The organism is Shewanella sp. YQ_9 (assembly GCF_043103185.1).
GTDB classification, from domain to species: domain Bacteria; phylum Pseudomonadota; class Gammaproteobacteria; order Enterobacterales; family Shewanellaceae; genus Shewanella; species Shewanella algae.
Window position 1 is genome coordinate 128,819 of record NZ_JBICJO010000074.1, and the last position, 25,716, is coordinate 154,534.

At 51.9% G+C, this 25,716-nt stretch carries 21 protein-coding genes; 10 read left to right on the plus strand and 11 right to left on the minus strand.

The window, feature by feature from the left end:
* Positions 1–30 precede the first annotated feature (30 nt).
* Positions 31–1,956 carry a U32 family peptidase gene (locus ACF8D4_RS20180; RefSeq protein ID WP_025011262.1) on the plus strand — a complete coding sequence of 642 codons (1,926 nt, stop codon included), beginning with the start codon at positions 31–33 and terminating at the stop codon, positions 1,954–1,956.
* Positions 1,957–1,966: 10 nt separating this feature from the next.
* A complete protein-coding gene (locus ACF8D4_RS20185) occupies positions 1,967–2,341 on the plus strand; it encodes a PH domain-containing protein (protein ID WP_144220413.1) in 375 nt (124 codons plus the stop codon).
* A gap of 10 nt (positions 2,342–2,351) precedes the next feature.
* Here the strand turns inward: ACF8D4_RS20185 and ACF8D4_RS20190 are convergent, their stop codons facing one another.
* The gene (locus tag ACF8D4_RS20190; RefSeq protein WP_392466950.1) at positions 2,352–4,043 is read right to left on the minus strand and encodes an ATP-binding cassette domain-containing protein; all 1,692 of its coding nucleotides are present in this window, start codon (positions 4,041–4,043) and stop codon (positions 2,352–2,354) included.
* A 511-nt stretch (positions 4,044–4,554) separates the two neighbouring features.
* Here ACF8D4_RS20190 and hipB point away from each other — a divergent pair.
* Both hipB and ACF8D4_RS20200 read left to right on the plus strand, forming a co-directional pair.
* Positions 4,555–4,803: a type II toxin-antitoxin system antitoxin HipB gene (gene hipB / locus ACF8D4_RS20195; RefSeq protein WP_025011264.1), complete on the plus strand. Its 249-nt coding sequence runs from the start codon at positions 4,555–4,557 to the stop codon at positions 4,801–4,803.
* The gene (locus ACF8D4_RS20200) at positions 4,803–6,104 is read left to right on the plus strand and encodes a type II toxin-antitoxin system HipA family toxin (RefSeq protein WP_392466953.1); all 1,302 of its coding nucleotides are present in this window, start codon (positions 4,803–4,805) and stop codon (positions 6,102–6,104) included. Before hipB ends, ACF8D4_RS20200 begins: the two co-directional genes overlap by 1 nt.
* 140 nt (positions 6,105–6,244) lie before the next feature.
* On the opposite strand, the gene ACF8D4_RS20205 is transcribed toward ACF8D4_RS20200, so the two are convergent.
* Complete coding sequence (locus tag ACF8D4_RS20205) at positions 6,245–7,612, minus strand: L-cystine transporter (protein WP_392466956.1); 1,368 nt, start codon at positions 7,610–7,612, stop codon at positions 6,245–6,247.
* 303 nt (positions 7,613–7,915) lie between these two features.
* Here ACF8D4_RS20205 and ACF8D4_RS20210 point away from each other — a divergent pair, with 303 nt between their 5' ends.
* Entirely contained in the window at positions 7,916–9,943 is a 2,028-nt protein-coding gene (locus ACF8D4_RS20210) for a S9 family peptidase (RefSeq protein ID WP_028781109.1), read from the plus strand.
* Positions 9,944–10,020: 77 nt separating this feature from the next.
* Here the strand turns inward: ACF8D4_RS20210 and ACF8D4_RS20215 are convergent, their stop codons facing one another.
* The gene (locus ACF8D4_RS20215; protein WP_392466959.1) at positions 10,021–10,605 is read right to left on the minus strand and encodes a LysE family translocator; all 585 of its coding nucleotides are present in this window, start codon (positions 10,603–10,605) and stop codon (positions 10,021–10,023) included.
* Positions 10,606–10,713: 108 nt separating this feature from the next.
* On the opposite strand from ACF8D4_RS20215, the gene ACF8D4_RS20220 reads away from it, so the two are divergent.
* Positions 10,714–11,157: an Lrp/AsnC family transcriptional regulator gene (locus ACF8D4_RS20220; protein WP_234522718.1), complete on the plus strand. Its 444-nt coding sequence runs from the start codon at positions 10,714–10,716 to the stop codon at positions 11,155–11,157.
* Positions 11,158–11,275: 118 nt separating this feature from the next.
* Positions 11,276–13,018, plus strand: a complete 1,743-nt coding sequence (locus ACF8D4_RS20225; protein ID WP_392466962.1) for a diguanylate cyclase — start codon at positions 11,276–11,278, stop codon at positions 13,016–13,018.
* A 32-nt stretch (positions 13,019–13,050) separates the two neighbouring features.
* Here ACF8D4_RS20225 and ACF8D4_RS20230 read toward each other — a convergent pair whose 3' ends face one another.
* A complete protein-coding gene (locus ACF8D4_RS20230) occupies positions 13,051–14,253 on the minus strand; it encodes a NupC/NupG family nucleoside CNT transporter (RefSeq protein ID WP_028781105.1) in 1,203 nt (400 codons plus the stop codon).
* A gap of 631 nt (positions 14,254–14,884) precedes the next feature.
* On the opposite strand from ACF8D4_RS20230, the gene ACF8D4_RS20235 reads away from it, so the two are divergent.
* Entirely contained in the window at positions 14,885–16,087 is a 1,203-nt protein-coding gene (locus tag ACF8D4_RS20235; RefSeq protein WP_045284007.1) for a porin, read from the plus strand.
* A gap of 46 nt (positions 16,088–16,133) precedes the next feature.
* Here ACF8D4_RS20235 and mtgA read toward each other — a convergent pair whose 3' ends face one another.
* The 6 genes from mtgA to ACF8D4_RS20265 all read right to left on the minus strand — a co-directional run bounded on the left by mtgA (position 16,134) and on the right by ACF8D4_RS20265 (position 21,547).
* A complete protein-coding gene (mtgA, locus tag ACF8D4_RS20240) occupies positions 16,134–16,850 on the minus strand; it encodes a monofunctional biosynthetic peptidoglycan transglycosylase (RefSeq protein WP_037475400.1) in 717 nt (238 codons plus the stop codon).
* Between the two features lie 206 nt (positions 16,851–17,056).
* The gene (locus ACF8D4_RS20245; protein WP_208125503.1) at positions 17,057–17,725 is read right to left on the minus strand and encodes an alpha/beta fold hydrolase; all 669 of its coding nucleotides are present in this window, start codon (positions 17,723–17,725) and stop codon (positions 17,057–17,059) included.
* Positions 17,701–18,126: a thioredoxin TrxC gene (gene trxC, locus ACF8D4_RS20250; RefSeq protein WP_028781103.1), complete on the minus strand. Its 426-nt coding sequence runs from the start codon at positions 18,124–18,126 to the stop codon at positions 17,701–17,703. The genes ACF8D4_RS20245 and trxC overlap by 25 nt, the downstream gene beginning before the upstream one ends.
* Before the next feature lie 80 nt (positions 18,127–18,206).
* On the minus strand, positions 18,207–18,947 hold the full coding sequence (locus tag ACF8D4_RS20255; RefSeq protein ID WP_044733691.1) for a sporulation protein: 741 nt from the start codon (positions 18,945–18,947) through the stop codon (positions 18,207–18,209).
* Between the two features lie 193 nt (positions 18,948–19,140).
* Positions 19,141–20,331, minus strand: coding sequence for a class I SAM-dependent rRNA methyltransferase (locus ACF8D4_RS20260; protein ID WP_144216899.1), 1,191 nt, complete (start codon positions 20,329–20,331; stop codon positions 19,141–19,143).
* Positions 20,332–20,494: 163 nt separating this feature from the next.
* The gene (locus tag ACF8D4_RS20265) at positions 20,495–21,547 is read right to left on the minus strand and encodes an endonuclease/exonuclease/phosphatase family protein (RefSeq protein WP_392466968.1); all 1,053 of its coding nucleotides are present in this window, start codon (positions 21,545–21,547) and stop codon (positions 20,495–20,497) included.
* 542 nt (positions 21,548–22,089) lie between these two features.
* On the opposite strand from ACF8D4_RS20265, the gene ACF8D4_RS20270 reads away from it, so the two are divergent.
* Positions 22,090–22,740 (plus strand): hypothetical protein, encoded by a 651-nt coding sequence (locus ACF8D4_RS20270; RefSeq protein WP_044733690.1) that lies wholly within the window; start codon positions 22,090–22,092, stop codon positions 22,738–22,740.
* Positions 22,741–22,762: 22 nt separating this feature from the next.
* A complete protein-coding gene (mgtE, locus tag ACF8D4_RS20275; protein WP_144220422.1) occupies positions 22,763–24,118 on the plus strand; it encodes a magnesium transporter in 1,356 nt (451 codons plus the stop codon).
* 63 nt (positions 24,119–24,181) lie between these two features.
* Here mgtE and ACF8D4_RS20280 read toward each other — a convergent pair whose 3' ends face one another.
* A complete protein-coding gene (locus tag ACF8D4_RS20280) occupies positions 24,182–25,663 on the minus strand; it encodes a DUF6892 domain-containing protein (RefSeq protein ID WP_392466971.1) in 1,482 nt (493 codons plus the stop codon).
* Positions 25,664–25,716: the final 53 nt, after the last annotated feature.

The following is a 25,716-nucleotide window of genomic DNA, read 5'->3' on the forward strand; positions in this document are numbered from 1 at the left end:
TTTCAGGCATTTCCAGACGAGCGGTAAGCCATGTCCACTACAGGTGTTGAACTCTTTAATCCCGGCCAACAGGCACAAGCCCCTGATGCCGCCCCCAGCCAAGCGGTGCAACTGGCCGACAATAAGCTGGAGTTGATGGCTCCGGCCAAGAATGCCGATTTCGGTATCGAGGCCATTCGCCACGGGGCGGATGCCGTCTACATTGGTGGCCCGGCGTTCGGTGCCCGCCATACTGCCGGCAACAGTGTCGAGGACATTGCTCGCCTGTGTGAGTTTGCCCATAGATATCACGCCCAGGTATTTGTCACCTTCAATACCATATTGCTGGACGATGAACTGGAAGAAGCCAATCGCCTGATCTGGGCCGTGTACGAGGCAGGTGCCGATGCCATTATTGTGCAGGACCTGGGGTTGCTTGAGCTGGACTTGCCACCTATTGCACTGCACGCCAGTACCCAGATGGATAACAGGGTTCCGGCCAAAGTCGCCTTTCTCGAGCATGTGGGCTTCTCCCAAGTAGTGTTGGCGCGGGAGCTGAGTCTGAGCCAAATTCGCGCCGTGGCCGCCGAGACCAAGATGCGACTGGAGTTCTTTATCCATGGCGCCCTGTGCGTGGCCTACAGCGGCCAATGCTATATCAGTGAAGCCTACACAGACCGCAGTGCCAACCGCGGCGAATGCTCACAGCAATGCCGGATGCCGGGTAATCTCAAGACCCGCCAGGGCGACATCATTGCCAGCAACGACCATATGCTGTCGCTGAAGGACAACAATCAGACAGATAACCTCGAAGCGCTGATCGACGCCGGGATCCGCTCCTTCAAGATAGAGGGCCGACTCAAGGACCTCAGCTACGTCAAGAATGTTACCGCTCACTACCGCCAGCAACTGGATGCCATCATGGCGCGTCGACCCGAGTTTGAACCCTCGTCCCACGGCCGCTGCCGCTACAGCTTCACCCCGGATCCGGACAAGAGCTTTAACCGCGGCAAGACGGACTACTTTGTCAATGAGCGCAAGGCAGACATCGGCGACTTCCGCACCCCGAAATACTTGGGAGTAGAAGTAGGTAAAGTCAGCAAGATAGGCAAAGACTTCATCCAGGTCGACTCGAATGCCGAGTTCCACAACGGTGATGGCCTGGGCTTCTTCGCCGCCAACTATCAAAAGGCCAGGTTGTCGGATGACAAGCTGACAGGTTTTCGGGTCAACCGCGCCGAGGGTAACACCCTGTATCTGAAAAACATGCCGAAAGATCTCTATGTCGGTGCCACCTTGTATCGCAACAAAGATCAGGCCTTTGAAGCCCTGCTGGCCAAAGAATCTGCCGAGCGAACCCTGTTGCTGGACTTCAGCCTCAGCAATACCCAGACAGGTCTGGCGCTGACTGCCGCCGACCGTCATGGTCATCAGGCGACAGTGACCGCTGACTTCGAAAAACAGCAGGCCAAGGATATTGGCCGCAACCGTGAATCACTCGGCAAGCATCTCGCCAAGCTGGGCAATACAGATTTTCGTCTCGGACAAGTGGATTTGGGCGATGCAGAAGCCGTTTTTGTACCGGCATCCATCATCAATGGCCTGCGCCGTGATGCCATTGCTGCGCTGGACGAAGCGCGCATTCAGGGGTATCAAAGACCCACGCCCTGGGTACGGGACGACAGCGCCCGCTTCCCGCAGCGCAGCCTGACCTATCTTGGCAATGTGGCCAACCAAAAAGCCAAGGACTTCTATACCCGTCACGGGGTGGTATCCATCCGCGATGCCTATGAAGTGCGGCCGGTGAAAGGCGATGCGCCTTTGATGATCACCAAACACTGCATACGTTACAGCTACAACATGTGCCCCAAAGAAGTGCCGGGGATCAAGGCAGAGCCGCTGGAAATGGAGCTGGGTGGCAAGCAGTTCAAGCTGGTGTTCGACTGCCATAAGTGTGAAATGCTGTTGGTGGGTTAAGGAGAAAAACATGGTTTTTTTGAACGCCTTGATGGGCAACGCCAGTGAAGTGGATCTGGATAAACTCAACGAAGAACTGGCGCCGATTATGGCCGACAGCGAACAGTTGCAGCTGGCCTATAAACTGGTTCGCGACATGTTTGTCTTCACCAGCAAGCGCCTGATCTTGATAGATAAACAAGGCATGACCGGCAAGAAAGTGAGTTATCACTCCATCCCCTACAAGGCGATAGTGCACTTTGAAGTGGAAACCGCCGGACGCTTCGATATGGATGCCGAGCTCAAGCTGTGGATCTCAGGCCAGGCAGAGCCCCTGGTCAAAGAGCTCAAGCGCGGCACTGATGTGGTGGGTATTCAAAAAACCATAGCCAAATTCACGCTCTGAGGTTAAAAGTTTAAGATCCGCTATTTGACAGGGAAAACGCTTCTTCAATGCCGGTCTGCGCCACAAACTCCTCATCGTGACTGACCAGAATAAAAGCGCCCGGGTATGCTGCCAGCGCCGCTGCCAGACGCGCTTTCGATTCTATATCCAGATGATTGTCAGGCTCATCCAGCAGCAGTAAGGGATTGCCCCGCTGATGACTGACATAAAGCATGGCCAGCTTCATCTTTTCACCGCCGCTGAGACAAGCCACAGTGCGGTGCACCTGCTCGGCGCGAAAGCCTATCTGGGCCAGCAGAGTGCGGCGCTGACTGTCATCCATCAGGCTGTGATTCACCTGGTTATGATCAATCGGGCTGCTATCAACTTGAGCACAGCGCTGCAGGGTTTCCAGCAGTGTCCACTCTGGCTTGAGTAAGCTGAAATGCTGATCCAGATAGACACTGTGGCCATTGAGTTGCACTTGCCCAGAGCTCAACGCCAGCCTAGCCTGCAAGACCCGAAGCAAGCTGGACTTACCACTGCCATTGGCCCCCGCCAAACGCAGTTTCTCGCCACTGCTGAGGGTTAAATTGATAGGTTCTCGACTGCCATAGGGCAAGACAGCGTCCAATAGCCTTACCAAAGTCTGCTTTGCCACTGGCTGGCCATGGGTTTCGCGCCCCAGAGTCAGGTTTTGCCTACGCCTTTGCTCACACTGCTGTTTCAGCCCGGCAAGCTCAGAGTCCAGCAGTCGCTGATGTCGCCGCTCCCGGGTCGCCATGGCCGCCGCATTGGCACCGGCCCGCTCTTTTTGACGGTCGAGCAACACCTTGGCCTGGCTGCCACTGCGCGCCAATTTCTCCCCTTTGGCAGCCCTCTGTTGTGCCCGCTCCCGACTCAACTGCGCCTGCTTTCTTACCTGACGCCGGGCCTTGTCGACATTCTCCAACCTGCGTTCAAGCGCTTGCTGTGCCAGGGTGTGCTGATGCCAATAGCTGTCATAGTTGCCGCCATAGGAATCCAGCCTCAAGCTGTTGAGCTCCCAGATTTCATCCATCTGTCGCAGCAGATCTATGTCGTGGCTTATCAGCAGGATCTGCCCAGAAAATGCCGACATCCGCTGCCACAGCCACTGTCTGCCGCCTCTGTCCAAATGATTGGAAGGCTCATCGAGCAGCAACCAGTCGGCCTCGCTTTGAAACAAACGCCACAGTTTCAACTTGGCCTGCTGGCCACCACTGAGGCGTTCGAACTCAAGCTCGGGCTCTGCCGGCAACCCCAGCTCCCGGCAGAGTTCGCAAAAGGTTTGCCGCACCTGCCAGTTGTCATTGAGCTGCTCAAACCAATGACTTTCACAACAACCCTGCTCTATTTGTGCCAGCGCCTGTAATCTGGTCGCCAAGCCCAGGCATTGGCTCAGGCAGCTTCCGGTTTGCATTGTCGGCACTTGGGATGATGTGCCATCAACCCGGCTTGCTGTAGCCGTTAGCAGCTTGGGTTCTTGCTGCTGCCGGTATATACCGCAAATGCCCCGGCGCTCAACCGTGCCGCTATCCGGCGCTCTCAAACCGCAGAGTATTTCGCCCAGCAAACTCTTGCCTATGCCGTTGCGACCAATCAGGCCGGTCATTCTAGCGCTCAGACTACAGCTGATATCGGCAAACAATGGCTCAAGGCCATGAGTATAGAGTGAGATTTGTCTTGCATTAAATGCCTGCATCTTGCCTCCTGCAGACAGGGAGGCACGGCGAGATCCGATCCGGGTTTAAGCAGTCATGATATGGCGAATGAGTACCAACTGACTGCAACAATAAAGACTTGAACGAACACGCCGACCGACCCTGCCAATCTAATAATGGAAAAGTAAAAAAGATTGGTGATCAGGTGTCAGTTGTTCATTTTGGCGTGAGCTCCAATAGGCGAGGATGGCGGAATTATAACCACCTTAGACAACAAAAATCCAGCTTTCCCCTTTTGGGGGTTGTCCTTTGGGATGAGAGTGCGGATCAAAACTAAACAGGATGCTAGAGCAGTATATGACTCAGCTCAATATCATTGTTCCTTCTGACTTCTATTGACTAAATATCCTCAATAGCGGATATTTAGTCAATTATACCCCAGTGGGTATAAAGTAGCATTTATCCCAATAAAGGGATAAATACTAGCTAATCCTCTAGTGGGGATATGAGATAACTTTAAAATTCATCTCTAATCATTGAGGGCTGGAACTAATGATATATAGTCCAAAGCAACTCGCAGATATGATGCTACTGATACGCCAAAAGAATGGCTGGACTCAGTCAGAGTTGGCGAAAAAAGTCGGTATAAAGCAAGCAACAATCTCGAACTTCGAGAACAACCCCAACAAAACAACGCTTTCTACCTTCTTTAAGCTTGTACAAGCTATGGATCTAACACTGAGTATCCAAGAAAAAACACAGCTGACTTCGCCAAGTGAAAATGATGATGAGAGTTGGTAATGCAAAAGCTAATAGCATACATGAATGGTGAACTTGTTGGCACCTTGGCGAAGCATAAGAACGGCGCTCACACTTTTCAATATGATAAGGACTGGATAACCAATGCAATGGCTCGCCCACTGTCATTGTCTTTGAGGCTTCAATTACCGACTATCACTTCCGATGCCGTTATCAACTATTTTGACAACCTCTTACCAGACAGCCCACAAGTCAGAGACAGAATCGTTGCAAGGTACAAAGCCTCATCCAAACAACCATTTGATCTTTTGAAAGAAATTGGAAAGGATAGTGTTGGTGCTATTGCACTATTTCCTCCCGAACACCCCTATAAAAAAGAGCCACTCAGCTACGAAATATTGGATAACAAGAAACTAGAAGCCGTTCTTTCTGCATACAAGTCTGATATTCCCCTCGGAATGCTCAAAGAGGAAGAAGACTTTAGGATCTCAGTGGCAGGTGCTCAAGAAAAAACCGCACTCTTATTCATTGATGGACAATGGTGTATACCGAAAGGAAACACCCCAACCACTCACATTATCAAGCTGCCAATAGGCGAAATACCACAAGCTAGCGCGACACTGGATCTCAAAGATAGCGTAGAAAATGAATATCTTTGCATTGAGCTAGCTAAAGCGCTGGGATTCGCAGTTCCCAGCGTCAATATAATCAAAACAGACAACCTTAAAGCTTTAGCTGTAGAACGATTTGATCGACGCTGGACAAAAGACAGAGCAGGCTTGCTACGCTTACCTCAAGAAGATATTTGCCAAGTGTTTGGTATGCCATCATCCATCAAATATGAATCTCAAGGTGGTCCAGGCATAGAACAGATCATGAAGTTATTAATGGGCTCAAGTAATGCACTTGAAGATCGATATAACTTCATGAGATTCCAGGTATTTCAATGGATCATTGGGGCTACGGATGGACATGCTAAAAACTTTTCTATCTATATTGATAGAGGAGGTAGCTATCGACTCACTCCATTCTACGACATTTTGTCGGCCTACCCATTGTTGGGAGGAAAAGGACTTAATATTAGACAACTTAAGCTCGCAATGGGGTTGAAAGCCACAAAAGGCAAGAAGTATGAAATCAATAAAATCCTGCCTCGTCACTTTTTAGATACTGCTAAAGCTGTGAATTTTAGTCAGGATAAGATGCAAAGAATAATGGATGAAATGAAAAGTGTGTTACCTGAGGCAATCTCGCAAGTAAAGGCGAATCTCCCCGAGGGTTTTCCAGAGCATATCTCCAACTCAATTTTTGAGAATGCCAAGAAAACAATTAAAAAAATATAGATATAAAACATTAATTTTAAAGGCTATCTCCATAATCGGATGCGGGGTAATGTCCTTTTTAAGTAAGATTTTCATTACCTGTGCCAATCTAAAAAAGGATGCCGCAGCATCCTTTTTGTCAAACCGTTAGCCGGGGCAACTTACTGCTGATCGGCCGTCTGGTTTTCCGTGGTTTGCTTCAACAGCCGACTGGTCATGGTACCTGCGGTCATGGAGCCGGATACGTTCAAGGCGGTACGCGCCATATCAATCAGCGGCTCGATGGAGATCAGCAGCGCCACAATGGCCACCGGCAGCCCCATGGCAGGCAGAACGATCAGCGCCGCAAATGTTGCACCGCCACCGACACCGGCTATCCCGAAGGAGCTGATGGTCACTATGGCAATCAAGGACAGCATGAAATGCAAGTCCAGTGGATCTATGCCCATGCTGGGCGCCACCATGACAGCCAACATGGCAGGATAGATACCGGCGCAGCCGTTCTGACCGATAGTGGCACCGAACGAGGCCGCCAGATTGGCAATGGCCGGCGGCACATTCAGCTGGGTCACCTGAGCCTCGACATTCAACGGAATAGTCGCCGCCGAACTGCGCGACGAGAAGGCAAAGGTCAGCACGGGCCAAATTTTACGGAAGTAGTCCAGCGGGCTAACGCCTACCATAGCCACCAGCATGCCGTGAACAACAAACATCAGCAGGATGGCGACGTAAGAGGCCAGAATAAAACCCAACAGGTTGAGCATATCGGCAGCGCTGGAAGAGGCGACCACCTTGGCCATTAGCGCGGCAATACCATAGGGAGTCAGCGCCATAATCATCTTCACCAGGCGCATAACAATCGCCTGCGCACCTTCAACAAAGGTTCGTATAGGGGATTCCAGTTGCTCTTTCTCATGCATCACTTTGCGGGCCGCTATCCCGAGGAGGATACCAAAAATCACCACGGCAATGATGGAAGTGGAACGGGTACCAGCCAGATCGGCAAAAGGATTTACCGGAATAAAGCTCAGCAGCATTTGCGGTACAGTCAGATCGGCAATCGAAGCCGCCTTGGTATCCAATACCGCCATTTGCGCCGTTTCCCGGCTACCGGCTATCAGCCCCTCGGCAGAAATCCCTGAGATGGAAGTGACCAGAATACCTATCAAAGCCGCTACGGCCGTGGTCGCCATCAAAATAAATATGGTCAGGGAGGAAATCTTGCCGAGCGAGCCGCCCTTATCCAACTTGACCACTGCCGCTACCATGGACACCAACACCAAGGGCATGATCACCATCTTCAGCAAGGCCACATAGCCACCACCGACTATGGCTATCCAACTGAGCGCCTCTGCAGTGACCGGGCTGTCCACGCCAAAGTAAGACTGCATCAGGAAACCATAGGCACTGCCGAGGATTAAACCGATCAGCACCAGCCGGGATAATTTGTGCTCTTTTTGCTGTTGGTGAAACAGAATAAACAGAACGCCGAGAAATACCGCAATGGATGCGATAACTGCAATAGACATATGGAACCTTATACGGGAAACGGTATATGAAGAGAGAATCTACCGCATAATAAGCGCTAGTTTAAGCACGACAAAATATTAAGTTATTATTCTTTATAGCCTCTGATTATAAATAACCTGACTTAACCCCATACAAAACGGCCAAATTTCGCACGATACCGTACGAGCGCTAACAGAAAGTTACACAAAATAATCCCATCAAACCGTGCCCGGATAAGCTTGTTTTCATCATCCGGGGATATACTCCCGAGGCAGCCTTCGCTGCCAAATATAATAACTATCTGTATCTAAAGGAGACTTTCCGTGAAGAAGGTTGGAATTCTGTTGCTCTGCCTCTTGATGCCACTGGCATCGGCGTGGGCAGAGCCGGGCAAGCCCTTGTCGGTTGAGCTATTGTGGCAACTCAAGCGTATCGGCAGCCCGGTAGTATCGCCCGGCGGCGAGCATATCATCGCCCCCGTGACCGAGTATGATGTCAAGGCCGACAAAGGGTCGACCCAACTTTGGTACTTTGATGCCGATGGCAAACATCAACGCCCACTGACTGCCGCCGGACTCAAGGTGAGCAACCCGGTATTTTCTCCCGATGGCAACACTCTGGCCTTTGTCAGCCAGCGCAATGAAGACGATGCCGGGCAGATCTATCTGCTGCCGATGAATGGCCCGGGTGAAGCCCAGCGGCTGACCGAAGTGCCTACCGGCGTGTATGGCATCAAATGGGTTGGCAAACATCTTTATTTCATCAGCAACATCTTCCCCGGGCAGGACTGGAAGCAGATGCAAGATCAGCTGAAAGCCGACAAGGACAACAAGACCTCGGCCAAGCAGTGGAATGCCCTGCCCTATGCCCAGTTCGATCACTGGCTGGATGAACGTCGTCAGGCGCATGTGTTCCGAATTTCCGCCAAGGGAGGTGAGATAGAAGCCATTACTCAAACGCTGGGCCATGAGCTGCCTCGTTCGAGTCAAAGTGCCGGCAGCTATGATGTTTCTGCCGATGAGAAACTGATCGCCTTCAACGCCTACGGTTCCGACAACCGGGTCGATCCCAAGCTGGACATCTTCCTCGGCAAGATAGGCGCAGACAAGGCAGAAAACCTGACACCGGACAACGAAGCGCCCGATAGCCGCCCAAGCTTCAGCCCCGACGGCAAGACGCTGGCCTTCACTCGCCAGAAGATCCCGGGTTTCTATGCCGACACCTCCAGGCTGATGCTGCTGGATATCCACAGCCGTAAGCTCAAGACCCTGACCGCCAATTGGGACAGATCTGTGTCTCAGTTCAGTTGGACGCCGGATGGCAAAGGCTTCTACGCCGCCATTGATGATGCCGCCACCAGTCGTATCTATCATATCGATGCCAAGAGCGGCAAAGTGAAGGCGATCACCAAGGACACCAACTATGGTCAGCCGCAGATAGGTAAGAAAGGCACTCTGATTGCCCTCAACGACAGCTTCCTTTATCCGGCGCGACTGCTGGCGATCAATCCCAAGAACGGCAAGGGCCAAAGGCTGGAGCAGTTCAATGATGAACTGCTCAAGGATGTGGATCTGGGCAGCTATGAGTCTGTGACCTACAAGGGTTACAACAACCAGGATATCCAGATGTGGGTGCACTACCCACCGGGTTTCGATCGCAGCAAGAAGTACCCGCTGTTTATGCTGGTACACGGCGGCCCACACAACGCCATCAGTGATGGTTTCCACTATCGCTGGAACGCCCAGACCTTTGCCTCCTGGGGTTATGTCACCGCCTGGCCCAATTTCCACGGTTCCAGCGGCTTCGGCCAGGACTTTGCCGATGCCATCAACCCGGACTGGAAAAACAAGTCTCTGGATGATGTCCTCAAGGCGGCCGACTGGTTTGAACAAAAGAGCTGGATCGACAGCGATCGCATGGTGGCCGGTGGTGCCAGCTACGGCGGCTATCTGACCTCCATCATCCTCGGGCAGAAGCATCCGTTCAAGGCGCTGTTGATCCATGCCGCCGTGTACGACATGTACTCCCAGATGGCTTCCGACTTCGCCGTGCACAGCACCCGCTTCGGCCACTACTGGGAAAACCCGGAGATCTACCAGTCGATTTCACCCCATTACTTTGCCGCAGGTTTCAATACACCGACGCTGGTGAGCCATGGTCAGCTGGACTACCGGGTGCCCGTGGGGCAAGGTTTTGAGCTGTTCCGCACCCTGCAAAGCCGTGGAGTGGAATCGCGGATGATCTATTTCCCCGATGAGAACCACTGGATCATGAAGCCCAATAACTCTATCTATTGGTATAACCAGGTCAAAGACTGGATGACCCATTATGCCGAGCCGGGCCCACGTTAATCGCCGATAATCGGCATCCAAGCAAGAAGGCGACTCAGGGTCGCCTTCTTTCATATTAATGCCATGGAAAGCGAACATCAGAGCATGGGTACTATGGATGCCAGCAAAAGACCGCCCATCAACAGGTTAAAACCACGGGCGTAGTTGGGCGCCGTCAGCCAGCGACTCAACTGTTTGCCGATAAGGGTCCAGATACTGACAGACGGGACATTGACCAAGGCAAATATTACAGAGATCAGCAACAACTGCTGCCAACTTGCACTCGGGTTGTAAAGACTCACCGCCGCCAGCGCCATGGACCATCCCTTGGGATTGAGCCACTGAAACAATGCCGCTTGGATGAAGGTCATGCTGCGATAACCTTCATTGGTATTTCCCGGACGACTCAAGGCGATTTTCAACGCCAGATACACCATGTAAGCAATACAGAGCAAACTCAGTAACTGGTGCAACCAAGGATAGGCCTGAAACAAGCCGGTCACGCCGATCCCCACCAACAACAGCATCAGGCTGAACCCCAGTATTATCCCCAGCATATGCGGTAAGGTGCGAATAAAACCCACATTAGCACCTGACGTCATCAGCATGATGTTGTTGGGCCCTGGGGTCACGGTTGAAACAAAGGCAAACATCACCAAAGGCCATAGCAAATTAGGCTCCATTCTTGCTTTACTCCTGAAATAAACAGTCAGCAAATACTAGATGGATTGGTACGCAATTTTGTGCTTATATTTGCTCTTAAAGCGAAAAGTAAGCAACAAAACATCACCATGGATAGATTTGACGAAAGAATATTGCAAGAGCTACAGAGTGATGGCCGGATCTCCAATGTCGAGTTGGCCGAGCGGGTGGGATTATCTCCCTCTGCCACCCTGAGGCGGGTACAGGAACTGGAGCGAAAAAAACTGATCAAGGGCTACCGGGCCGTATTGGACAAGAGCCAACTGAACATAGGTTTTATTGCTTACGTGGCCATAGGCCTCAACAGTCACAGTAAACAATCCCAGTTGGGCTTTGAAGAGCATATCCGCTACGCCAGGGAAGTGATCGAGTGCCACAATATCACAGGCGCCAACGAATACCTGTTGCGGGTCGAGACCAAAGATCTCAGCAGCTATAAACGTTTTCATGCCGAAGTCCTCGGAGAATATCCTCAAGTCAAATCCATCACCACCATGGTGGTAATGGATTCACCGAAAGATCAACGTCAATAATTGTCTGCGATAAACCGCATGTAGCATGGTATTGCTGGCGACACTTTTTATCCTTGGGTACCATTGAGCAATAAAGAGGCGCCTGGACATGCCGGCGCCAGGGAAGATGGATACCTGAATGGAATTGAGATATACGTTGCTGTGTCTGTTTTTGCTGCTAACCAGCCTAAAACTATTTGCATTAGAGCAGGTTAAGCTTCCCATTGTTGACATAGAACAAAGCAGCGTCGCGCTTGATGAATTCAAAATCGGCTATTTTATTGATGACAGCCAGAGTCTCGGTTTTGAGCAGGCAAGCCAGAAGCCTTTCGGCGTAACCAATAATGTCACCACCTTGGGCACCAATGCCAGGGTCACTTGGTTCAAGCTGATACTGCACAATAAGCTCTCGCAGGAAAAGCCGCTGTTTTTACACCTGCCCCATGCTTACCATGTGCAGCAAATCGACATATATGAGGAAAGCGGCCAACAACTGCAACGACACGAGCAGTTGGATCTCGAACAGGCCGCCGACAACCCACTCATGTATCGGGGTACAGGCGTCTACCCATTGAAGCTGGCCCCAGATCAGATAACAACCCTGTATATTCGTAGCCACGCCTACTCCCATCAATGGTTTGCCATGACACTGATGGATGAGGAAAACTCGCGGCGGGCCCTGGTGAGCACTCACTATGATATTGCACTTATGGTGGGCATGTTGCTGGCACTGGTGTTCTACAACTGCCTGCTGTATTTCGCCACCAGTAAGAAAGAGAACATCTACTATTCGTTGTATCTGATCTCGGGTCTGGTGTGGATAGCCTTATCCTATGGTCTAGTTGCCAGCGTGTTCAACGCCTACGGCTCGAGCGTCTTCATGCTCAATCTGTCGCTGATCACCATGCCGATTTTCCTGCTGCTGTTTATGACGGCCATCTTCGAGACCAGGCAGTTCTACCCCACAGAGCACAAGGCGTTGCAGCTGATGTTGCTGTTACTGCTGGCGACCCTGTTCTGGGGCTTATTTGATATCTCTGCGGCACTCAAACCCGCCAGCAGCCTGGCTGCACTCATGATGCTGGTGACCTTCTCTGTGAGTATCTCCCTCTATCGCAAGGGCAACCCCCTGGTGAAGTACTTTCTGGTGGGCCACAGCTTCTTCGTGATCTTCAACGGCATAGCCGTGCTCTTCTACAAGGGCTTGATCTCTCCGAGCTATCTCAGCAGCCACGGAGTCGGCATAGGCATTATGCTGGAAGCCCTGACCCTGGCATTTATCATCTCCTACAGGATTAAAATCCTGGAGGATATCCGCGCCTCGCAGGAAGAACTCAAACGCCAGGCGGCCACAGATCCTCTGACCAAACTCTATAACCGGCGCTATTTCTATTCTGAGGCCGACTATCAACTTAAGCTGGCCGGCCGCAATGGCGAGGCTATCTCTGTGCTTATTCTGGATATAGACAGTTTCAAGCAGATCAACGATAACTTTGGTCATCACTTGGGCGACAGGGTGATCGTCGCCCTGACCAAATTATTGAAGCAACACTGCCAAGGAGCCGAGATGGCGGCCCGCTTCGGCGGTGAAGAGTTCGTGATCTTGCTTCCGGGAGCCTCCCTAAGCCAAGCCCTGCAGCGAGCCGAGCAGCTGCGCCTCAATGTCGAAGCGATGCAGCTAACCGCCGACACGGGAGACAGGATAAGTTGCACCATAAGCTTGGGCGTGGCCGAGGTTGAAATTGCAACAGAATCGATAGAAGCGGCCGTAAAACGAGCCGACCGCGCACTATACCAAGCCAAAAACAGTGGCCGCAATCGCGTATGTGCCGACACGCCAGGGGCGCTAGAGAGCTTACCGGCCGCCGCAGACTCGGTTTGAAGAAACAGGGGGGAGCCTCGGCTCCCCACTGCTTAGAGCATGATGCCTGCAATAACCGCCGACAATAAGCTGACCAGAGTCGCCCCGTAAACCAGTTTGAGACCATAGCGGGATACTACAGCACCTTTTTCAGGGCTGAGCGCCTTCACCGCGCCGGCAATCATTCCAATTGAACTGAAGTTGGCAAAAGACACCAGGAACACCGACAACACTCCAGTGGTATGAGCCGACAAGGCCCCCTCTTTGACCATTTTGCTCATATCTATCATGGCGACAAACTCATTGGTTACCAACTTGGTGGCCATGATACTGCCCGCTTGCATCGCTTCGCTGGCAGGAATACCTATCAACCAGGCCAAGGGATAGAACACATAACCCAATACCTGTTGGAAACTGATACCGAACACCACCTCAAACAGATAGTTGACCAAGGCAATCAGGGCGATAAAGCCAATCAACATGGCCGCGACTATGACGGCAACGGTAAAACCGGCAATGATATATTCCCCCAGCATCTCGAAGAAACTGACCTTGCCACTACTCTTTTTATCGGCAGTCATCAGTTGGTCTGTGGTCGAATTATCCACTTCATAGGGGTTAATAATATTGAGCACCACAAAGGTACTGAACATATTCAGTATTAAGGCGGTCACCACAAAACGCGGCTCTATAAGCTGCATATAGGAACCGACAATCGACATGGATACTGTGGACATGGCTGTGGCAGATAGGGTGTACATCTGCTTGTCTGTCATGTGGGGAACCAGGTTCTTGATGGCAATGAAGTTCTCTGACTGGCCCACAATCATGGAGCTCACGGCATTGAATGACTCCAACTTTCCCATGCCGTTAATCTTACTGAGACAGATGCCTATCCCCTTGATGATCAAGGGCAGGACTCTCAAGTACTGCAATATACCTATCAAGGCAGAAATGAAAATAATCGGCATCAATACCATGAAGAAAAAGGTAAATCCCCCCTCATTGGTCACACTGCCAAATACAAAATCCGTCCCTTGCTTGGCAAACTCCAGTAACTTAGAGAAGGCGGCAGCAAAGCCTCCCACTATTGTCACCCCAACAGAAGAGTTCAACAGGAACCAAGCCAGCAACAATTCCACCAGCAGCAGTTGTATCACATAACGGATTTTTATCTGGCGCCAGTTATTAAGGTTAGCCAAGAGTGCCAAGCCAAGAATGGCCAACATACCTACAAAAAAATTTACATATTCCATAGCATCCACCTAACGCTGTTTTATTTTTAGCCACTCGAAATTTAATTCAGTAGAAACTGAATATGAGAGTGTTGTGATTTTAATAATCTTGAATAAGTTAAAAACAATGTGATCGGCAATAGTACAACAGTGAATTCAAGCAAATTCATGAATATTAATTAATAATAGATTATTAAATCTATTCATAGTGTTATCGATCAAGCTTGATAAGAGTAAGTTCAAAAAACAAACAATCTTCTTATTAGCAATAAAAAAACAAAATATATAGCAACAATTCAAAACACAAAACCAATCACAAAAGCCAACAACTGCAACCTGAAAACAAGCCATACCACCAAAAAACAACAAAAAACCGAAAAGCGAAAACGGATTAAACACAAAAATTAATCATGCTTTATATTCCACTTTTCACTTAAGTGTAAAAACCTACTCAAAGGAAAATACAAAATACCGATAATTAAAAGGTTAGAGAAAAACAACCATCATCAACGTAGATTAAAACCCATCAATAATTTAGCCACAGAACTCGGCAACAAGTGTTAATTCCACAAGAGCCAGAACAAACCACTTTCAAAAAGAAAAAGCCTCAATAAAATCCGGATAAAAATAGTGAGAGTGAAACAAAAACAAGATGAAAGGTTCAAGCCCGGCAATTAAACCCATAGCCTTATTGGTCATATCAATATTGGCAAGTTTTACGGCCAGTGCCGTCGAAATCTATGGCGATGAGAATAACCAGGTGATTGTAGGCGGTAGGTTGCAACTGCATGTGATCAACACCCAGGGAAAAACCGAGATGGCCAATGCCGGCTCCAGAGTACGCTTCGGCTTCGACCATAAGCTCAATAACGGCTGGGTCATAGACACCCTATTCGAATGGGGCGTCAACGCCGTTGGCAAAACCGATTTGGTATACAGCAGCGACAGTGCCTTACATGCCGAAAGTGACGATTTTCTCAGTAATAGATTGGGTTATGTCGGCTTCAGCCATGAAAACTATGGCCGCCTCTCCTTCGGTAAGCAATGGGGGGTATGGTACGACGTTGTCGGTGCCACCAACCAAGGCATGGTGTGGGATGGCAACGCTGCCGGAGTATTCAGCTATAACAAAGGCGATGGCGCAATCAATGGTGTCGGCCGCGGTGACAAAATCATGCAATACCGCAACAGCTGGGGAGCATTCGAGTTGGCTGTTCAGGCACAAATTAAAGATGAATTAACCAAACTCAAGGCCAGTGGTGACCCAATAAATCCTTTCCCTCCGGGTTCCATGTTGAATGACTCATTCCATGACACTCAAGTGCGAATGTACAACACCTACGGAGTTGCCCTTGGCTACCAGCTGGGCGGAGGTTGGAAACTCACCTTGGGTGGCAACACGGGTGATATAGATATCATACGTACCGGCCAACGGCAGCAACAAGAGACAGATTACATCTATGGCATGGGAGTCAGCTATGGTTGCTTTGGCTGTGACGGCCTGTTTGCAGCAGCCAACTACAATCACAACGCCTGGCACGATACCGATAACTTGGGGCGCATGTTGCCAAAATCCCAAGGTGTGGAAACTTGGATATCCTATCAATTTATCAATGGCCTGCGTCCATTCATCTCCTACAACATGCTCGATGCCGGTGCCGAATATGCCAGCGCCTATGGCGGCGATGAATTCAAGCGGCAGTTCGTATTTGCCGGATTGCATTATCAACTGGACCGCAGTGTGACCCTATTCCTGGAGGCTCGGAAAGACTGCAGTGAGATCCATTCCAGCCTCGCCGGCATGGCCGACTCAGAAGATGACGGCGCAGCCATAGGAGTGCAATACAACTTTTAGACCTGTTCTCCCTTTGCAGGTTTGCCCGTTTGACCAGCGGGCTTTTTTATTGCAATTGCTTCAGGGTTCCGCTTCCCAGTTGCCGCATCTGTTGCTGGATCCAGTCGGCGCGGCGGTTCATGTAAGCGCTGGGGGGATTGATTTGATATTGCCAGGGATTGGGCAACAAGGCGGCCAGCAAGGCTGCCTCGCGGGACGACAACTGGGCGGCGCTCTTATGAAAGTAGTGCTGCGCCGCCGCTTCGACGCCGTAGATCCCCGGGCCGAATTCGACAATATTCAGATACAACTCAAGGATCCTGGGCTTATCCAACACCAGCTCCAGAAGCAGGGTGAACCAAGCTTCGGCCCCCTTGCGAATAAAGCTGCGCGAAGACCACATAAACAGGTTCTTGGCGGTTTGCTGGCTCAAGGTGCTGGCGCCTCTGAGACGCTCCCCCTGGAGCTTTTCCTCTATGGCATTCTGAATCGCCTTGAGATCAAAACCGGAATGAAGGGCAAAACGCTGATCTTCACTGGCGATCACCGCCAGTTGCATATTGGCAGATATCTTAGTCAGCGGCTGCCATTGATGTTGCACCTGATGTTGTACCTGTTTGACCGGCGCAGGCGGAAACCAATAGCGTTCAATACGCCAACTCCACAGCGGTGGGTTAACAAACTTAAGGGTAATCACCATCAGCAGGGACAGTATCACCAGCCCCAACAGCAGTTTTATCAACCAGGCTGTCAGTCGCCTCAACCATCCTTTTTTCGCGGCCAAATTCGCTCCTGATAAATAAGCTCCCCCAAACTGAGTGAGCCTGGAAACCCTCTGTGAATAATAATTGAGTATTTTGCAAGGTGCGAACCCGGTCCGGAATGACAATCTGTAAGCTTATCCGGAACACCCGGGAGACTCAGTGGCACTTTTCTTTAGCCAGTGCCTATTAACCAGAGCCCTTAACCAGTGCCGATTACCAATGCCCGTTAGTCAGCGCCGAAGCGGCCGCGCTCAAGAAAACCCTGTACCGCCGCCAGCGTATCCTGATGCCAATGTATGGCCTTATGGCACAGGGGCAACACCATCCAATCATTAGCATCATCACAACGGGTGGACGCCAGGGATACCCGGCCATCGGACTCGCCGTCAATCAAGGTACCCAAGGGATCCTGAGTCCCACTGCCGGCGATGATCCCAAGATGAGCCTGACTATCCTCGCGCCAACTTGCCCAGCGCTGCCCCGGCAGCAGAGATTGCAGCGGCTGAAATAGCCTGGAATATCCCGGAAGCTTATCGGCCAGGCTCGCCAGTGGTGAACCATCATGGGGCGTGGCAATAAACACACTGTGGCCCAAATTGTCGGGCGGCTGCTCTGCCAGCAGTTGCCGGACGATTAAGCCTCCCATACTGTGAGCCACAAAGTGCACCCTGGGATACTGCTGCCAATTCTGCTTATCCAGCGCCTGGCGCAATGTCGCTACCGCTTGTTGCAGTGAGCCGAAACGGGTGGGCAATCTGGGGCACAGGATACTGTATTGCCGGGCCAAGCCTTGGGCCAGAAACTCCATGTCGCGCTCATCTTTGTTGAAGCCATGAACCAGCACCACCAGAGCTTTGCTGTTATCCAGCCTCAAATTGGCTGGCTCTTGAGCCATTGCTGGAATGCCTGTTTGGGCATGGCACCGGCCTGTTGGGCTATCACGCGGCCATTTTTGAACAGCATTATGGTCGGAATGGAGCGGATCCCATACTGAGCCGCCAGCGCTTGCTGAGCCTCGGTATCCAGCTTGCCGAAACGAAACTCCGGCTCCAGCTCGGCGGCACTCTGCTCGAATATGGGGGCAAACTGTTTGCAGGGGCCACACCAGCTGGCCCAGAAATCCACCACCAACGGCAGCTCTGACTTGTGGGCATGGTTGGCAAAGTTGGCGCCGGTCAGCTCAAAGGGTTTGCCCTGAAATAAAGGCTGCTTACAGTGACCGCACTTAGGGCCTTGAGACAGCCGTTCTTCCGGCACCCGGTTCATTCCAGCGCACTGGGGACAAGCAATCAACATAGAACTCTCCTCTCAAGCGGCGTTATCGCCGCACATTGTGAGATATGGGGATGACTCACGCCAGGCTCAAGCCAGTCGACTCAAACCAGATGAGGCTGCAACGCGGCCAACACCTGGGGATAATCGGCCTGATTATCCAAGGTCAGACTCAGATAGCCATCGCCGCGAAAGGCCCGGTCCAGCTCCAGCAAGATATGGGTTTGCTTTCCGGCCGGTACCAGGGTGAGCTCCACTTCACGCAAAAGGCGGATCCCAAGCCCTGCGGGTACAAACTCCAACTCTTGATAGCAGCCTGAACCACTGCGAAACCCAGAGGTGTTGATATAGCCTTGCTCGACATCGGCTTTTTTAAGGACAAAGCCCAGCTCCTCCATGGCCTGCAGCAGGTGCAGCAACAGCTGGGTAGGCTGGATCTGCAGCAGATCCTGATCGCCCGGATCTATGGCGTAATCTATCGCCAGCCCGGTTTGCAGCCAGACCCGGCATTGATTGTTACGCACAGGCAACTCGGTAAATGGGGTCTCAGGATGCAACTGACCGATGAAAGGCAGTTCTCTCACCTCTCCGGCCTGAAGTTCAAAGCCCTCGCTGATGCGCCAGCTGGCCAGGCAATGATTGATAAAGTGGCTGCTGTCGCCATCACTGACTTTAACCCGGGTCATTAGGGCCAGCTCCAGGCCGGCAATACTTTGGCTTACCTCGCCGCCTTTGAGCACGATTCTGGCTTCAAAGGTTTGCCCGGGTTGCAGGCTGGCATTGAGCAAGCGGGTATCTACACTGGCACCACCAACGCCAATTGCGGCAAGCAGTTTCTTAAACATCCTATGTTCCTGTTTACTTAATAGACCTTGCCGCATTTAAGCCCCTTTTCCCCATAGAGTAAAGGGCGCCAGGGGTTAACCCAAGACGACAACAGCACAGATAGCGGTGGTTGAAAAAGATTAGGAACAAAAAAGGGAGCCAGGCCCCCTTTGTTCTTTGTTGATCATGCCTGGTTAATCAAAGTGGCCTGAGTTACCAGACTCTGGCCACCAAACCTTTGAGATAAAAGCCTTCCGGGAAAGCGCCACCTATGGGGTGATCCGAAGCCTGTGACAGGCGCTCGATAAACTGCAACTCACGCTTTGCATCCAACGCCGCATCGGCCACTATCTTCTGGAACAGATCCGCCTGCATCAGCCCCGAGCAGGAGAAAGTCAACAGAGTGCCGCCCGGCTGCAACAGCTGCATGGCGATCATATTGATATCTTTATAACCGCGGCAGGCACCGTTGAGTTGCGCCTTGTTATCGGCAAACTTGGGCGGATCCAGCACTATGACATCAAACTTACGCCCTTCATCGCGATATTGTCTGAGCAGCTTGAAGACGTCGGCCTCATGGTAATGCACATGGCTGTCGTCCAGTTGATTGAGTGCCATGTTCTGCTTCGCCGTGTCCAGCGCCAGCTTGGAAACATCGACATTCTCAATACTGGCGGCGCCGCCCTTGGCGGCATAGAGGCCAAAAGTGCCTGTATAACAGAAGCAGTTGAGCACAGACTTACCCTTGACGAAACGGGCAGCCATGGCACGGTTGTCACGCTGATCCAGATAGAAACCCGTCTTGTGACCCTTGGTCACATCCACGGCGATCTTGATACCGTTTTCCTCTATCACCACAGGCATGGCCGGCAATTCGCCATGCAGCAGGCCGGTAACCAGCTCCAGGCCCTCTTTTTTACGTGACTCGACATCGGAGCGCTCGTAGATGGCGCAGTCCGGGTAGAGCTCAGAGAGCACAGAGACCAATGTATCGCGCCAATAGTCGGCGCCGGCCGACAGCAACTGACACACAAGCACATTGGCATACTTGTCTATGGTGATCCCGGGCAAACCGTCCGACTCGGCGGCAATAAGGCGATAACCTGTGAGCCCCTTCTCGGCAATCAGGGCATCACGCCCCTTTTGGGCCCGCACTATGCGGCGTTTGAAGAACTCCCTGTCTATCTCTTCATCGCGATTAAAGCTCCAAACCCGCACCTGGATCTGCGACTCCGGCGACCATGAGCCCCGCCCCAGCCAGCGGCCATCATGGGCAACAACTTCAACCGTTTCGCCCATTTGTGGTTTGCCTTTGATATTGTGAATGCCGCTGGAAAAGACCCAGGGGTGATGCCGCAGCAGGGATTTTTCCCGGCCGGGTCTAAGTTTGATTTTGAGTACCATGATGCGCCTGTCTGGAGTGTCGGCAACCGGGTCCTGATGACCCGACTGACTTTTCAAGGGGCGAATAATAGCCTAAAAGTCGGCTCACCACAGGAGTTTTCGACAACTTTTTCGCGCGTTTTTGGGACTTTTGGCCGTTTGATTAGCCCACCTGAGTGCAACGTCAAGGATGGCGTAAACGGACTTTTGCCAGTATTGGTGTATGGTCGCTCGCCTGTGCATCCTGCTCAAACTGCGGCCGCAGCAGATGTTTGTCATAGACCCGATAATCCACCACTTCTGCCAGGCTATGCTGGCTACGGGCATCAAACTCCTGACTCAACAACAGATAGTCGACCACACTGCCTTGAGAGCCGTGAAAATGGGTCACGGGGCGAGTAGCTGTCACTTGATCGCCAGTTTGCTCAGAGACTTCTAGCCAGAGCTGCCAGGCGTCAAGCAGCTGAAAATGTGCCAGTTGCAGTTTCAACCTTTCATCAGGCAGGCCGTGAAGGCCTGCAGCGCGAATATCCCCGTTGTAGAGCTGTCCGGCGCCCACCAATAGGCCCTTGAGTTCACTGGAATCTATGCCGGCGTTGAAATCCCCCATCAACACCACAGCGTTGTCGCTTTGCCGGCGCCGCTTGAGTATCGCCTGATACAACAACATGGCCTCACTGCCACGCTGCAAAGCGGCTGACCAACGTCCCAGCGCACTCTCGGCAAGCAGCCCGGCGGCACCTTGCAACTCGACCGCGCCCTTGGGCAACTTGTTGCGAGGTGATTTGAAATGCACCACATAGGTATCACAGTGGCCGATCCCAGGCAGCATCAAGGTGGCTCTCAGTATCTGACGACTGCTTTGAAACTCATCCCTGAGTCCCAGTGAAAATGCCAGTTCGGCATCCAGCGCTACCGCCGCCAAGGAAACAATCGGAAAACGGCTTGCCAGAGCCACCACACTCTTGCGGGCAACAAAGCCTTCTATGACCGGCGAATCCACCAGCGCAAAATGGACAAGACCGGCAGCCTGACACAATTCGCGTAGCGGCTCGGGGCTGAATACCTCCTGCCAGCCCACCAGATCTGGCTGCGCCTGCTGCAGCCAGCGGGCTATCCAGTCGCACTTTTGTTGCCACTGTCCTTGGGTATAGATGTTGTTGAACTCATGAAACGCCAGCGGCGGCATGGCAAAGTTGAACAGATTCAGGCTGGCGATGCGGATATTGGAAGACATGAAAAGCGTTGCGGCTCCGGTAACTCTGCTGAGTGATAGTGTTGATATTAAGCCGCTGCTGGGATTTGTCCAATAGCGCCCAAAAAACAACCTTACGGCTACCCATTCCACCCCAATAGCCCAACAAATAAACAACATACCGCCGCTATTTGTGACTCAAAAACCCTGTTTGACAGGCTTTTTCAATCTCCCGCTTGACTTGTTTGGTTTCGACCATACAATCGCCGCTGAATTAACCATACGGAGACCCACTGTGGACACACACATAGGTGACAGTAGATGCCCTGTCAGTCAGACAGGATTATTTGCCCGGCACTAGTCTGCAGCTTCGCAAACTACTGCCAGGCCTGGCAGTAGCGTAGTAAAGAATCCCTTTTCCGTTACTCCCCATTAAAACCTTTTGAGCTTTGCATGCGCGAGCATGCCGCAGCGATCCCCTGTGGCTGTCAGCTTAATGCGCTTGCACCAACACAGGTTTGCTTCGGGTAGCCTTGCTGCCCCATCTACGACCTTGAGTGTTCCCCCACACAGGAGGAACAAACATGAAACTCAGATATACCAATGCGCTGCTGCTGGGCGGCCTGCTCTGGCATGGACAACTGCATGCCGGCATTCAGTTACTGGAAGATCCCGATATTGCCGCTGCCACAGAGCTCGCTGTCGACTGGCAACGACAAGCGGGCAACAACGGCTTTGCCCTGGGGCTCAACCAAGCCGTCTTTGGCGGCGAGTTGGCGCTGGAACTGCAAACAGACAACCGGGATGCCCCCTGGGACAGGCATGAGAGCCGCGGCTGGCAACTCGGTTACAAACAACCGCTGGCCACAAACGGCTTATCTCAGGCTCTGGCACTGGAGCTGGGGCGTCATCACAGAGATGGCTGGCAGGGGCACGCCCTGTTCAGTAGCGATCTGCCGATTGCCACCCAAGGCTTCTTTGTGCGCAACAACTTAGGGCTGAGCCTGGAGTCGGGTGAAGGCCCGGCGATGATTTTTGGCCTGGGAGCCGGCTTCAAAGTTCAGCAGCAAACCCTGCTGTTCGAAAACCAGTATCTGGGCCAAGGCGACTATGGCTACCAGCTACTCTGGCAAAACCAACCCAACGCCCGTTGGCAGTGGCAATTGGGTTATGGCAATCAGTATGGCGGTGGCGCCCGCCAGTTTGGCGCCGGCATACAATTTTTCTTTTCTTGATAGCTCATTGGGAGAATGACCTATGAACAGCAACAACATCATACTCAACCTGCACCTTATTCTGGCCAACAAAGACGCCAAGGCGATGCAGATGCTGGCATCCGAGCTGCACCCGGCGGACATAGCCGCCGTGCTGCCGGCCTTCGACAGCCAGCAAACGGCCTCAATACTGACCCTGTGCCAGCCCAAAACCGCGGCGGCGCTGCTGCGGTATCTGTCCCATCTGCAGCAAAAACTGCTGGCGGAAGCACTGGATCATCAAACCCTTGGGAAAATTATCATGGAGATGGCGGCGGACGAGCGCGCCGACCTCTACAACGAGTTGGAGATTGAGCAGCAAGCCCTGCTGCTGCCGACACTGGCCAAGGCGGAGCGCGAGGACATGCGTACCCTGGCGGCCTATGATGACTCCAAGGTTGGCTCCATTATGACCTCTGACTATGCCCTGCTGCGGGTCAATCAAACCGCAGAAGAGGCCATAGACAGCCTGAGGAAAGTGGCAGCGGATCTGGAAACCATTTACCAGACCTATGTGGTGGATGAGCGCGGACGCCTGATAGGCAATGTGTCGCTGCGTCAGCTCATCATCGCGCCGCCCAAGGCGTTGGTGAAAGACTTTATGAAAGAGCAGACCATTGCCATAGAAGCGGAAGCCTTCAAAGAAGAAGCGGCGCAGATGATAGCCCACTATGATCTGCTGGCGCTGCCCGTGGTCAACGGCAACGACCAACTGGTCGGCATAGTCACTTATGATGATGCCATGGATGTGGCCAGTGCCCAGGCCGATGCCGAGTTCAGCAAACACGGCGCAGTGGGGCAGTTGGCCTGCTCTTTCAAGGAAGCCAGCATTGGCATGCTCTATCGTAAGCGAGTCTTTTGGCTGGTGTTGCTGGTGTTCGGCAATGTGTTTTCCGGCACAGGGATCGCCTACTTTGAAGATACCATCACAGCCTATGTTGCCCTGGTGTTCTTCTTGCCACTGCTCATCGGCAGCAGTGGCAACGCCGGTTCGCAGTCTGCCACCTTGATGGTCAGGGCGCTGGCCACCGGGGAGGTCGTTCTCAAAGACTGGCTGTCGCTACTGGCCAAAGAGCTGTTTGTAGCCGGCTTGCTGGGTGCCACCATGGCCATTGCGGTATTTACCCTGGGTTATTGGCGCGGCGGTGATATCGCCCTGGTGGTCGCCCTGACCATGCAGCTTGTGGTGATTATCGGCAGCCTGATAGGCATGTCCCTGCCCTTCTTGCTGAGCAAGTTCAAGTTGGATCCGGCCTCGGCCAGCGCGCCGCTGGTGACTTCGATAGCCGATATCATAGGTGTCATCGTCTACTTCAATGTCGCCACCGCTATTTTGGATTTTCCGCCTGTCAGTAGTTAATTGGCCTTGGCACAACCTATGCTGAAACCAAGCCAGGTTGTGCCATCCCAAAACGGCTTAACTTCACTCTTCGATAACCTGAACGCCGCGTTTTTCGGCTGCCGCAATAAAACCTGCGCTCAGGTTGTTAAGGTCAGTGGTGGTGATCAATTTAAGATTGGGAAGCAGGCTTAAGTCTTCAGCCGCGATATCCTTCACCGCCAATATGCTGTCGCCGCATCCGGGGTCCCAATAAGGATTGATATTGTAATAGACCTCAGCCCCACCGGATAAACCATCGTCCTGATAGAGCTCGGTTACCTTTGCCAGTTCCGTATCGGCAATATCCAGCGCCTGATAAAAATCTATCACCTGTGGTATCTCCCCGGCATCATTGCGCTCAATTTCGCCACCACAATACTCTGCGGCAAACTCCGCCAATGAAAACTTGGGCGAAAGCGAGTCTTGTCTATACATAAGTTCTTCAATAACCAGTAACTTCAACCCGAAATCTTTAAAACTATTCACCGCAGTTGACGCGGTGGCAAACTTTTTCGGGCCTTTGGCAAAGCGATTGGCCTCGAGCAGTAGCTCAGACAGCTGTCTGGCCTTGTCATTGATGGCAGCATATTGCCCGGCAACGCGGCAAGCAAAATCATAAAACTTCCGGGACACAGCCAACTTGCGAGCAGCCTCCTGGCGATTGAGGCTAATAAACTCCGGATAATGATGCTCAATATACTCGGCCTGTTGCTTATAATATTTTTTATCCGACTTGTTCTTTAACACCTTGGCAAGTCTATGATTCGATTCAATTAACTCTGCCTGGCTGCGCATTTCCAAATCAAGAGGCTCAATGAGCAAACTTTCAATAAGGTAGCCGAGTTCAGATGCATCCCAGGTTTCTTTGAAGGAGATAACTTTCTCAAAGACTTTCAAAGAGTGCTTATACAAAAAGCCTTTGTATTCACCGGCCGCCAGCATATCTCCGGCAATATCGGCTATTGCAGGACAATGCTGATAGATGTCACGATTGAGCATACAGGCATATATCACCCTCGCATAAAGGCTCTCGGCTTGCGGATGACAGGAGATACACCCCAGCGCCAGGGAACAATCAAGGTTAGGGTACAACTCCAGCATTTTTACTACAGTCGGAGCTATCGAGGCGCGGGTCTGTGGGTCAGCATAGCCATGATAGAAATAAAGCTGGCACAGGGTTAGGGCCAGCTCTACCGAGCTGAAGTTAGATTTGGGATCAGCGATAAGCTCACACTCCCCTCGGTCCAGGAGAGTATTGGTAACGGCGATAATCTCGGGGGATTTGGCAGAGATGATGCTTGAAGCAATGGATATTTTTGATGAGCACAGGGCAACGGCAACCTTGGCACACAATTCGGCTTCAGCTTGATTGCTCCAATCAGTCGTTTTCAATAGAAAAACAAACTTATCCAGGCAAAGCTTCACATTGTTCCCCGACCAGATTTTTCTGGCTCTATCCAGAGCAGACTTGTTACGGAACTTGGCCTCGGCCACTAACTTGAAACCTTCCTCTATTGCTTCCATGCGCACCACACTACCTCCCATACTCGTGTGAAAAAGACGAAATAACTGCACAG